This window comes from Mesorhizobium sp. M0898 (assembly GCF_040319695.1).
Classification (GTDB): Bacteria; Pseudomonadota; Alphaproteobacteria; order Rhizobiales; family Rhizobiaceae; genus Mesorhizobium.
This window is the reverse complement of record NZ_JAMYOE010000032.1, coordinates 1-12,036: the sequence shown is the minus strand read 5'-3', so window position 1 is coordinate 12,036 and position 12,036 is coordinate 1. Positions and strand designations below refer to the sequence as shown.

General features: G+C 57.8%; 5 protein-coding genes, 1 tRNA gene and 2 pseudogenes. 4 read left to right on the top strand and 4 right to left on the bottom strand.

Features of this window, described 5'->3' with window-relative positions:
- Nucleotides 1–104: 104 nt before the first annotated feature.
- Together NKH90_RS25650 and ppdK are read right to left on the bottom strand one after the other, a co-directional pair.
- Complete coding sequence (locus NKH90_RS25650; protein WP_352821672.1) at nucleotides 105–1,208, bottom strand: glycosyltransferase family 9 protein; 1,104 nt, start codon at nucleotides 1,206–1,208, stop codon at nucleotides 105–107.
- Nucleotides 1,209–1,343: 135 nt separating this feature from the next.
- Nucleotides 1,344–4,022, bottom strand: coding sequence for a pyruvate, phosphate dikinase (gene ppdK, locus NKH90_RS25645; protein WP_352821670.1), 2,679 nt, complete (start codon nucleotides 4,020–4,022; stop codon nucleotides 1,344–1,346).
- A gap of 187 nt (nucleotides 4,023–4,209) precedes the next feature.
- On the opposite strand from ppdK, the pseudogene NKH90_RS25640 reads away from it, so the two are divergent.
- Nucleotides 4,210–4,568, top strand: a pseudogene (locus NKH90_RS25640) (VOC family protein).
- A gap of 106 nt (nucleotides 4,569–4,674) precedes the next feature.
- Nucleotides 4,675–4,749 (top strand) — tRNA-Gln (locus NKH90_RS25635).
- Between the two features lie 44 nt (nucleotides 4,750–4,793).
- Here the strand turns inward: NKH90_RS25635 and NKH90_RS34895 are convergent.
- A pseudogene (locus NKH90_RS34895) lies at nucleotides 4,794–4,958 on the bottom strand (transposase); the annotation flags it as partial.
- 106 nt (nucleotides 4,959–5,064) lie between these two features.
- Here NKH90_RS34895 and NKH90_RS25625 point away from each other — a divergent pair.
- Nucleotides 5,065–5,913, top strand: a complete 849-nt coding sequence (locus NKH90_RS25625; RefSeq protein WP_352821770.1) for an IS3 family transposase — start codon at nucleotides 5,065–5,067, stop codon at nucleotides 5,911–5,913.
- Between the two features lie 940 nt (nucleotides 5,914–6,853).
- Here NKH90_RS25625 and NKH90_RS25620 read toward each other — a convergent pair.
- The gene (locus NKH90_RS25620; RefSeq protein ID WP_352821668.1) at nucleotides 6,854–7,846 is read right to left on the bottom strand and encodes an NAD-dependent epimerase/dehydratase family protein; all 993 of its coding nucleotides are present in this window, start codon (nucleotides 7,844–7,846) and stop codon (nucleotides 6,854–6,856) included.
- A 1,212-nt stretch (nucleotides 7,847–9,058) separates the two neighbouring features.
- On the opposite strand from NKH90_RS25620, the gene NKH90_RS25615 reads away from it, so the two are divergent.
- On the top strand, nucleotides 9,059–11,125 hold the full coding sequence (locus NKH90_RS25615; protein ID WP_352821666.1) for a hypothetical protein: 2,067 nt from the start codon (nucleotides 9,059–9,061) through the stop codon (nucleotides 11,123–11,125).
- The last annotated feature ends 911 nt before the right edge of the window (nucleotides 11,126–12,036 follow it).

The following is a 12,036-nucleotide window of genomic DNA, read 5'->3' as shown; positions in this document are numbered from 1 at the left end:
GGCGACCCCAAGACCGGCATCAAGGCGGAAATCGGGACGATGCCCCTGCAAAAGCGTCGGCAGCGGCAATTTGACCGCCGGCCTGACCTTTGGCAAGCGCGAGGTCACAATGCGTGCTCCACGTCCTTAACCTTACGTGAAAGGATCGCGAGCACCGCGTCGACCACCGCTTTGACGTCAAGTCGCCAGACGCAGCAAGCCTTGCTCGGATCGAGTCGGCGGCACAGGTCCCTGGCTATGCACTCGCAAGGCACGGAGGGCCGCGGCGTAACAGTGGCCACGCCGACAGGGCCCCAGACGGCCGGGTCGGTCAGGCCGAACAGGCCGACAACCGGCGTTCCCGCGGCGGCGGCCATGTGCATCGGACCACTCTCGTTCCCGAGAAACAGGCGTGCCTGGCCGAGGACCGCCAGCAGCGTTGCCAGCGACAGCGCCCCGACCAAGTTGACGACCGGCGAAGCGGCCTTGGCGATGATGCGCTCGGCAGATGCCCGTTCATCGGGGCCGCCGACAAGCAGGAAGTCCAACCCGGTCTGTCGCGAGATCTCGTCGATGGCCAGCGCAAAACGTTCCGGCTGCCATTGCCGCCCCCGGAAGCTCGCTCCTGCATGAACGGCTATGAAGCCGCTACGCCGGAGATGATGCCGGTCGAGAAGCGCCAATGCCCTGGCGGTCTCCAGCGACAGCGGCTCAATCGTTGGCACCGGCGCACGCAACTCCACGCCAAGCGCCTCAAGCGGCGAAAGATAGCGGTAGAGATAATGCTGGCCACCGAAGCCAAACGGCTTGGCCAGGACGTTGGCGGGCTGTCGTTCCAGCCAGCGCAACGGTTTTTCGGGAGGATCATATCCGACGCGGGTCTTGGCGTTGACGAGCCTGACGATGATGCGTGAGGTTTTGGAATCGGCCAGGTCGATGGTCAGGTCAAACCGGAACCGGCGCAGAGCGCGCACCATCGCGTAAAGCTCGCGACCACGCTGCACAGGGGTGCCACGCATGCGTACGCGTCGGAACGCCACCACGTCCGAGGCGATGCCATGAGCCGTCAGGAAACTGGCAAAGCTCGCCTCGCAAAGGAACACTATCCTGGCCTTTGGATATTGGAGGCGCAGGTTTCTGGCGAGCGCGGAAGCGAGGACAAGATCGCCGATGAATTTCGTCTGGAGGATGAGAATCGAGCGGACGTGCGTGGGCGGGTTCTGCAACATCTGTTTCTGGCACCGGGGCGGGTTCGGGGGCCGGAAACTGGGCAGAAACGATGTCGGGATTTGGAGCCGACAGACGCACGTTCGCGTGAATTCGGTTACAAATCGGTAAGGTCAGATGCCGGTGGACTCCAACTCCTATCCGCGGCCGTTCTTTGCAGCCTGCACCGCCGCTTGCGCAGCGGCCAGCCTGGCGATCGGCACCCGGTATGGCGAGCACGAGACGTAGTCGAGGCCGACTTTTTCGCAGAAATGGATCGAGGCCGGGTCGCCGCCATGCTCGCCGCAAATACCGAGTTTGATGTCGGGCCGCGTCGCCCTGCCCTTTTCGGCCGCCATCCGCACCAGTTCGCCGACGCCCTCTATGTCGAGCGACACGAACGGATCCTGCTCGATGATGCCTTTTTGCCGGTAGGTCTCGAGGAACGAGGCCGCGTCGTCGCGCGAGATACCGAACGTGGTCTGGGTCAGATCGTTGGTGCCGAAGGAGAAGAATTCGGCTGCCTCGGCGATGATTTGGGCGCGGATCGCGGCACGCGGCAGTTCGATCATCGTGCCGGTCAGATAGTCGATCCTGACACCGGTCTCCTCCATCACGCTTTTGGCGACCGCATCGATATGTGCCTTGACGAAGTCGAGCTCCTTCGCCAGCCCGACCAGCGGCACCATGATTTCGGGGACCACCAGCGCGCCGGCCTTCCTGCCGGCCTCGATGGCCGCCTCGAAAATGGCGCGCGCCTGCATCTCGGCGATCTCGGGATAAGAGACGGCAAGCCGGCAACCGCGATGGCCGAGCATCGGATTGAACTCGTGCAGCGCCTCGGTGCGCCGCCGGAGCTTGTCCGGCGACACATTCATGGCGGCGGCGACCTCGGCCACCTCCTCCTCGGTCTTGGGCAGGAATTCGTGCAGCGGCGGATCGAGCAGGCGGATCGTGACCGGCAGCCCGGCCATGATCTCGAACAGTTCGAGGAAATCCGAGCGCTGCATCGGCAACAGCTTGGCCAGCGCCGTTCGACGGTCCTTTTCCGTATCGGCCAGGATCATCTCGCGCATGGCAATGATGCGATCGCCGTCGAAGAACATGTGTTCGGTCCGGCAAAGACCGATGCCTTCGGCGCCGAAGGACCGCGCCATGCGTGCATCCAGCGGCGTCTCGGCATTGGTGCGCACCTTCATGCGGCGCGCGCCGTCGGCCCATTCCATGATGGCGGCGAAATCGCCCGAGAGTTCGGGCTGCAGCATCGGTACCGCGCCTTTCAGCACCTGGCCGTTGCCGCCGTCGATGGTGATGATATCGCCTTTGCGGAACGTCGATCCCATCGCCATCAGCGTGCCGGCCTTGTAGTCGACGCGCAGCGAGCCTGCGCCCGAAACGCAAGGCTTACCCATGCCGCGCGCAACAACGGCGGCGTGGCTGGTCATGCCGCCGCGCGTCGTCAGGATGCCTTCCGCCGCATGCATGCCGTGAATGTCCTCGGGGCTGGTCTCGATGCGCACCAGGATCGCCTTGCGGCCTTGCGCCTTAGCCTCCTCGGCGTCGTTCGAGGAAAACACGATTTCGCCGGTGGCAGCACCTGGCGATGCCGGCAGGCCGACGCCGATGATATCGCGCGCCGCCTTCGGATCGATCGTGGGATGCAGCAACTGGTCGAGCGAGGCCGGATCAATGCGGGCGACGGCCTCCTCCTTCGAGATCAGCCCGTCCCTGGCCATGTCGACGGCAATCTTCAGCGCTGCCTTAGCGGTGCGTTTGCCTGACCTGGTCTGCAGCATCCACAATTTGCCGCGCTCGATGGTGAATTCGAGATCCTGCATATCGCGGTAGTGCTTTTCCAGACGGTCGGAGATGCTGACAAAAGCCTGGAAGGCGTCCGGCATCAGCTTCTGCAGCGACGGCTTGTCTGAGCCGGCGGCAATTCGCGCCGCTTCGGTGATGTTCTGCGGCGTGCGGATGCCGGCAACGACATCCTCGCCCTGGGCGTTGACCAGGAACTCGCCATAGAGCTGCTTTTCGCCGGTCGACGGATTGCGGGTGAAGGCGACGCCGGTAGCCGAAGTGTCGCCCATATTGCCGAAGACCATGGCCTGGACGTTGACCGCCGTGCCCCAGCTTTCGGGAATGTCGTGCAGGCGCCGGTAGGTGATGGCGCGGTTGTTCATCCAGCTGGAAAACACCGCACCGATGGCGCCCCACAGCTGCTCGTTCGGATCCTGCGGGAACGGCTTCCCGAGCTCCTCCTCGACCTTGGCCTTGTAGAGCGCGATTACGCCTTGCCATTCGATGGCTGTCAGCTCGGTGTCGAGCTCATGGCCGAGCCCACCCTTCTGGTCTTCGAGGATCTCCTCGAAGACCTCATGGTCGAGGCCCATGACGACGTCGGAATACATCTGTATAAAACGGCGATAGCTGTCATAGGCAAAGCGCGGATCGCCTGAATCGGCGGCCAAGGCTTCGACCGTCTCGTCGTTGAGGCCGAGATTGAGCACGGTGTCCATCATGCCGGGCATGGAAGCGCGGGCACCGGAGCGCACCGACACCAAAAGCAGTTTCGACGGGTCGCCGAAACGGCGCCTGGTCAGCCGACCGATGTGATCGAGGGCGACGGCCACATCCGCTTCCAGCGAGGCCGGATAGGCGTGGCCGTTGGCGTAATAAGCGTTGCAGACCTCGGTGGTGATGGTGAAGCCTGGCGGCACCGGCAGGCCCAGGCTGCACATTTCGGCAAGGTTGGCGCCCTTGCCACCGAGCAGATTGCGGTCGCCGGCACGGCCTTCCGCGGCGCCGTCGCCAAAGGTATACACCCATTTGGTCATGCTTGCTCCCCGGTTGCAGGAGATTGGAAATATTGGCAAATCGAGCGATATGATGCTGCAGTGCGAAAGGCAAGGCATCGACCAAGCCGGCCGGCCTCTACAATCGATTAAGGAAAAGCGACGCCGAAAAGACTTGCTTTTCGGAAAGCTTTGTTGTAGAACATAACGAGAACATTAGGTTAGAGCGATGAGAATGCCCGGAAAGCTCGATTATCTGGAAATGCCGGCGACGGGCGGAACGCTGGACGCGTGAGGGCTTTCTACAGCGCGGCCTTCTCATGGTCGTTCACCGATTACGGGCCGACCTATTCAGCTTTTGCCGAAGGGCTGGACGGCGGTTTTCAGGCGGATGCCGAAGATGCGCCGGCCAAGCCGCTGCCCGTGCTCTATTCCGAAAGGCTGTAGGAAACATTGAGCGCCGTCGAGAATGCCCGCGGCACCATCACCAAGCCGATCTTTTCATTTCCGGGCAGCAGGCGGTTCCATTTGGTCGATCCGGCCGGCAATGAAATGGCGGTCTGGGGTGAATTGGTCCGTTCAAAGTGACGATTGCGATATCTATGAATCGGCGCCCATAGTCGATATGTCGGCATTGAGCTTTCCCTCGGCTCGTCCTATAAGGCCGCGCGCACAGCGGGCACGCTCCGGCTGTTGGGGCGTCGCCAAGTGGTAAGGCATCGGTTTTTGGTACCGACATTCCCAGGTTCGAATCCTGGCGCCCCAGCCACCACTCAAATTGTCCAACCCGGAGACATGGGTAACAGATTGTACTTAAGACATGGGTGACAACCTCGTGCCGAACGGGTTGTCGATGGTCTGCAAGGTCCTCTGTTCCAAGTCGATATACCCGAGATCGTAATGCATGAAGCTGACGAGCCAAATGCCGTCGTCGATCTCCTTGATTCCCAGCCTCTGACCGGCGAGCACGGTCGAGATGAGGCGCGGATCGCAGCGCGGAGCGGCTGGTAGGCCGGCAAGCCTTGGAAATTGAGTTTCTAAAGGGGGCTCTGAAAAGCGCACCACGTCCGAGAAGCGGGACTACATCCGTGATCACCGGCCCGGCGGTGTCTCCATCGCTGAAGGATGCCGGCTGATGGGGATCGCGCGATCAACCTACTACGATCAGCCCGAAACCGCCGTGGATGACACAGCGCTCGTCGAGACGATGGGTGAGATCTCCGACAGCTTCGAAGCTTACGGCTATCGCCGCATGCAGGCGGCGCTGCGGCAGCGCGGCATCGTCGTCAACCACAAGAAGGTCAGACGGTTGATGCGCGAGCACGATCTGCAGCCCAGGATCAGGCGGCGCTTCATCGCCACTACGGACAGCGATCGCGAGTTGCCGATCTTCCCGAACCTGGTGAAGAACGTGACACCCGACGGCCCGAACCAGCTCTGGGTGAGCGACATAACATACGTGACGATTGCGGCGGGCTTCGTCTACGTCGCGGTCATTTTGGATGCCTGGTCACGCAAGGTCGTTGGTTACGCCATCGGTCGGTCGATCGACGCGCGCTTAACCGTTGCAGCATTGAAGGCGGCAATCGAACGACGAAAACCCCCGCCGGGCTGCGTCCATGACTCGGACCGAGGGTCGCAATATGCCGCACTCCTCTACCGCAACGTTCTCGCCGAGCACGATCTTATTGGATCGATGGGCCGGCGCGGCAATCCCTACGATAATGCGAAAGCGGAAAGCTTCATGAAGACGATGAAGGTCGAAGCCGTCTATCCGATGGCCTACGAAACCTTCGCCGACGTCGCTGAGGACCTTCCCCGCTTCATTGATGAGGTTTACAACACCCGCCGATTGCACTCAGCGCTCGGCTATCTCAGCCCGCAACAGTTCGAGGACCAACACGCCCGGCAGATGGTCAAAACTGCGGCTTGACCCTGTCCGGTCCGAGGGGCGCACTCTAGTGTCCGGTACAAAACGTCACCTATGTCTCAGGCCGCGCAAAAGGGTCCATCCTGGACATTGTGTCCGAGAGGCACCCTCGCAAGGGTCTGCGATCGAGGAAGTCAAGAAACGAGGAGACAGGTCTATATCTGGTGGCGGATCGCAAGTTCTTGACCCGGTTGTTGTAGCTGTGCACAATTCCTTCTTTGATTTTCGAAGCATCGAATGCGATGGTAATGAGAGCTAAAGCCTCGCCCCCGATATCATGCTGGATTCCGCGCGACCTTCATCGGGTTTCGTCTGCCGGAGTTCAGCCGCAACCGACCCTCGTTGGAACATAATGACATTACGGTCCGTCACTGAACGAATCGCTTTTTCCGTCACGCTGCTTGCCGTTTTTGTGCTGGCGCTTCTACCCTTGCCACGCCTTAAAGAATTTGGACTCGATGTGGGGTTTTCATTATGACAAGCTGAACCACGCCTCCGCTTTCGCCGTACTGCAATTTGTTGGCAGCCTCGGATGGCCAGAACGCAAAGCGAGCCTAGTAATGTTTCTTACTCTGGTTGGCGCTGCGATAGAGGTTCTTCAAGGTACGACCCTGATAAAGCGAGACTTTGATGGACTCGACTGGGCTGCCGACTGCATTGGAATGGCGTGCGGTCTGGCAGCGGTCAGCTGTGCTACTTCACTTGTTGGACGGGCCACTTGACGGCTGTCGTAGCCCGGTCTCTGGTACCAGGGGAATCCAAGATTGTTGGGGTGGTGGACTAAACCGCCGAAGACCCCCGCGAATTCCGGACAACTAGGAAGACTGACCTGGCATCCTTGTGACTTATTTGCTTTGCACGATAAGCGTTAGCGATTGGCCAACACCTGCGCCCGCGTTGGCTCGCATTGGCAGGTCGATTGGCTCAAAGACATGTTTTCGGCTCATTGTCCGATTGCGCTTGTTCTCGCCACCCATTCCGATCGATACCAGTCTACGAATCTGCCGAGACCGATTTCCAGTGGGGTTCGTGATTTAAATCCGAAGTCCTGCTCCAACAATGCCATGTCAGCAAAGGTCCGCGCCACATCGCCAGGCTGCATCGCCTCGAATTGGCGGTTCGCCTTTACGCCCAACAGATTCTCCAAAATATCAATGAAGTCGCCCAGTCGAGCTGGCTGGTTGTTCCCGACATTATAGACTCTGCTGGGCGGAACGTCCGTTGAGGGCGGGTTGTCGAGCACAGCAATAACGGCTTCCACGACGTCGTCGATATATGTAAAATCGCGCCACATCTCGCCATTGTTGAAGACGCGGATCGCCTTGCCTTCAAGCATTGCCTTGGTGAACATCCAATAGGCCATATCAGGCCGGCCGAAGGGACCATAAACAGTGAAAAATCGCAGACCGGTCTGAGGCAGGCCAAACAAATGAGCGTAGGTGTAACTCATCAATTCATCCGACTTTTTCGTGGCCGCATACAGTGACACCGGATGGTCGACCCGATCGACCTCGCTGAAAGGTACTTTCCGGTTGCCTCCATAGACGGAGCTCGATGATGCATAGACCAAATGCTCAAAGTCGGGGCAGCTACGACAAAATTCTAGGACCTCAAGATGACCGGCGATATTGGAGCGGATGTAGGCTCGGGGGTTTTCCAACGAATGACGGACCCCAGCCTGTGCCGCGAGATGAACAACTTTTGTTATTCTCTGACTGCTTAGGGCTCTTACAAGAGCAAGTGGATCGGCGATATCAGTCTCCAGAAAGAAAAAACCTCGTCGTCCGAGCAGGCGTGCCAAGCGAACTCTTTTCAATGTCGGGTCATAATAGTCATTCAAATTGTCGACACCGACAACGTCGTCGCCACGCTCCAGAAGCTTGAGGCAAACATGGCTTCCAATAAAGCCAGCGGCACCTGTGACCAAGATTGGCAAGCAAAACCCTCTGACTGCGCGGTAGTGCACCTAGGACATTTTTCGGTCCGCCCTGCGGAGCGGAGCTAGGTACCATTGCTTGTTCGATGGTTCAATCCGTGCTGCTCGATCGACGGTTCGAATTCGACTGGGGAACGGTACAAGTTGACCGGGGTGCGTGCAACTAGTCCTTGGGCCGGGAGTCTGGCGCGGCTATCGGGCTACCAACTCCTACGCGTCTGAGCGATCTGCCTCACCCAACGGCGCGCAGCAGGCCTCGTGTTGCGAGCCTTGCACTGCGGTATTCTGCCGCATCGCCGTCACCTGTCCCTGGCATGTCCTGCCTTCCGGCGAAGGTAGATAGCTAAATTTGGGCATCTCCGTGTCGGCAACCCAAGTGCTAACAAGTCCGGTCATGAACGAGTAGCCCGTCATCGGTGTAGACAAATTTGGTATCGTCGCTAGAAGACATAACTTTGGTAGCAACCTTAAGCCTAACGTCGGCCAGATTCGCCGGAAGCCAGGACATATTGTGGAGAAGTCCGCTTTGTTTTTGTCGCAGTCTCAGAGATATTATTCTGGGGATCGTTGTACTTAAATTGTCTTTTCATCTCGCGGTATCGAATGCGTTTATTTTTCCGCCCTACACGGCAATCCAGTCCGCGATCAACCACTCTATGAAAGCATGCGGTTATTTTGATTGGCTCTGCGCATGCACCCCCACCTAGGCAAATATCCGCTCTCCATTGTACGTCCCATGGGCGAACTACCGAAGTCCCACTGCTGGTTAAATCTAGTTGACATTCACGCTGAGCAGCTCAACGAATTGCCGGGCGGCACGAGCGACCTAGTGTTCTCACCAGGCTGACTCTAATCTGCTTCAACCAGGCTGACAGAACAATGTCTCCTTTTGTCGAAAAGATCACGCCCTTCATCCGCAATCCAAAGCGTTTCGGATTTCCTTGTTGAACGAGCCGTACCTCACCGGCAAATCGGCACTTACAAAACGCTGCGGATCTGAAAGACAGATTCAGACTGCACCCACTCCTACTTGCCAAGGGTCCTGCGCAACTTTTTCTAACACTATATCGCGAAGATCATGGTGGCGCCGCCCAGCCGGTTCCAATCGGGCGAGCTGTTGACAGGGTCCGTTCCAGTAGGCTTCCTTTGCTTCGATCAGCCCCAATCCCCAATCGCCAAACCCACGTAAATTTCCTTTATTAAGCACTCTGATTGATTCGTGCCACCATCCTGAAGGCTGACCATCGCGAGCAGAACCCACGACTGGTGATTCAAATGAAACGTCGTTCCTTTCTTCGCCTGCTTGGGGGTACCGCTATCGTGCCCCAGACTACACAGGCTGACGAACGAACCGTCGAGAACCCGATCAACCCAACGAGCGCCCATAGCCGAATCCGCAACTCGGTCGCGGGGTTGGGAGAGATTGCGGAACAGGCCGCCGTGACGGCCGAGATGTTTGGCGCTGTCGGCGATGGCACGGCAGATGACGACGCCGCAATGGTTGCCATGTGTAACTGGGGCCGGGAGCATGGGCGCCTTCACTGGATTGGCCAGAAAGGGAAGACCTATACGACCAAACATGCCCATCTGTTCTGCGGTATCGAATACCTGACGCTGGATTTCAATGGCTCCGCAATCATGAACACGCATGGCGGGGTGACAGATGTCGGGTTCGTCTCGAACAACGAAGGGTTGCACTTCGGCACCATCTTCATAACCAATGGTCATGAAGTCTTCACCGGGAACTACTATGCGGGTGAGACCATCGCTACGGCCTCAGCAGGGGACACGGGCGTCGAGGTGACAGGTTCCTTGGATGGAACTGGCCTTACCGCTGGTGCGCGTGTTTTCATCTATGGCTTCAGCGGTGGTGGCTTCTCTGGTTTTCCGCCCGACCCACGCGTCTCGGAATACAACGAGATCGAAAGTGTTGATGGCCGCAGCATCACGCTCCGACGCAGGCTGAAGTACGATTATGACGCTCGGTGGCCGGATGGTTCCGGTACATTTGTATTTGGTGCTCCGCGCATCATCTCTGCGGATCGCAGCAACTTCAAAGGCTACCGCCGCCTCATTATTTACGACATCAATGTCGTTGCCAATCCGAAATGGACGACGGCTAGCGCTAACCTTGCGCGAAATGGCCGCGTGACCATCGGCGGCTTTGATTACTGTGAGATCAGAGGCGGCCGGATGGACGGCGGTATGTATGTAAGCCAAGGTAAGTACGTCCATGCTAGCGAACTTGATGTCCGTGGCGGGATAGAGTTCGACAAGTGCATAGACGAGGTAGTGTTCCGCGGTTCCAAGTGCCTTAAAATAGGTGCCGGTGTGGGCGTGCGTTCGCTCATTCTTGAGGACGTGCAAGCCCAGGATCTCTGGAACCTATCGCCAGCCAAAAACCTTATCGTAAGGCGCGGTCGTCTGGTTGGTCTATCCGCCAGTCGAAATTCCGTTCTGGGCCCCACCAGCTCGCTAACGGAGAACATCTCCATCGAGGGCACCGAATTCATAGTGACCGATTCTACGAAGACGTGCCTTTTCTCCGGCGATTATCGGGAGATATTGATCACGAAGGAAAGCGATTCGCTGCTGTCAATCTCGCGCAGTCAATTCGACTCGTCGCAGATCGCGCGGTTCATGTCGCCCGACGCGATGTTCTACACGGCTATAGGGGTCCCGGCTTTCCGGCTGGGCAGGATGCCTTATGAAATCGATGGTGTTGTCTATTTCGAGGGGGAGTCGCTCACTTCCCTGAGCACGGACGACAAAATCAGGGCATTTTGCCACCGCAATATCACGACGCGCGACCTTGTGTTTGGGGGTCCGTACGGAAAGCAGATTAGGACGCTCGGAAGAGCCATCGCCACGCCGGTCAATATTGATTCATCCGACATCGGGCCGGATTTCTTCGCATTCGACCAACGTGTCATACCGGTCACCGGAGGATCGATCGCCAACCCGATCGGCAAACGAATGTTTATCAATCGCATTAGTGTTGACGTGTTGCGGCCCTATACTGGGAATAGTGAGACGGCAACGCTGCGGCTCCGCAACTACGGCGGCGCTACGCTCTTCACCGTGAACTTAAAAACGGCAGGGTGCCGGGTGATCGACGTGTCAGGAACGTACAACCTGGCATCGGGGGATAGTGGATCGATCGACCACAAGGCGTTGTGGATCGTTGAAATACGGGTAACCAAGGGCCTCTCCGTCCGGTCCGACGTCGAAGGGGCACTGTGGTCGATTCGCTGCGAGGGAGTCAGAACTTTCCTATGAGAATAGACCTCAGCTCATGGCTAGCTCTCAACCGATCACGCTGGCCCGAGAAGGTCCATGAAGTTCGTCGACTGTGAACAATCTTGGATCGCCAAGCAGCAAGCTGCTTAACGAGCTTTGGAGCGCCGCCGGCGGCTTGAGAGCTATGGGGCGTGGCAGGATTGTCTTTGGATGCGGCTCCGATTTCCAGGGGCATGGACCAAGTCCCATAGCGTACCGGTTCGCTTGTAGCGCTAGCGGTTGACCGAGTGCTAAGTCGGACATTGATTTGCGCAGATTGCAGATAGCCAAACTTGACCACTCGGTGTCGCAATCTCGGTTGCGGATGTGATTTCGGTCGCCAGCGAGCACCTGCCCACTATCTGTCCACAACAAATTGGTGTTATCGGCAGAGAGCCTGATCGGCTGAACGCCTTAGCTTAACGTCGCCGAGATTCGGCCGCAGTCAAGTGCATTTCGTAGAAGAATACCTTTTTTCTCACTCCGTGCTGTCGCTCTAGTCATAGTTCGGACTGTTGCCTAGTAAAAAGTAAGCACTAACGTCAGTATAATAGGTTTTCTTACGTATATTCATAAATATATAATCTGTCGAAATTAGGCCGGTGAAGCTTTCTCCTCAGATCAGCTAACTCACGCGCTATTTCTCTTAATACTTACTTTTTGACATTGCTGGAAATTCCCCGATGTAATCCACACACATGATTATCAACATTGCTGAATATAAGGGTCAATGACCGTCCCGATTGCGTAGTATGCTCGATATATTTATTTGCATTTTTGTTGCGGCGCAGCATTCCTATTGGCGATCAACCATTCTATCAGAGCGTGCAGGTATGTGATTTGGCGCTAATATACACCCTCTAGTAGGCAGACATCCGCGGGGCGCTATCGAATCAAAATGAGGGATTATG

What these genes read in the sequence shown, in the direction of transcription:
- NKH90_RS25650 (WP_352821672.1), bottom strand. Translation starts at nt 1,208, where the DNA reads ATGTTGCAGAACCCGCCCACGCACGTCCGCTCGATTCTCATCCTCCAG.
- ppdK (WP_352821670.1), bottom strand. Translation starts at nt 4,022, where the DNA reads ATGACCAAATGGGTGTATACCTTTGGCGACGGCGCCGCGGAAGGCCGT.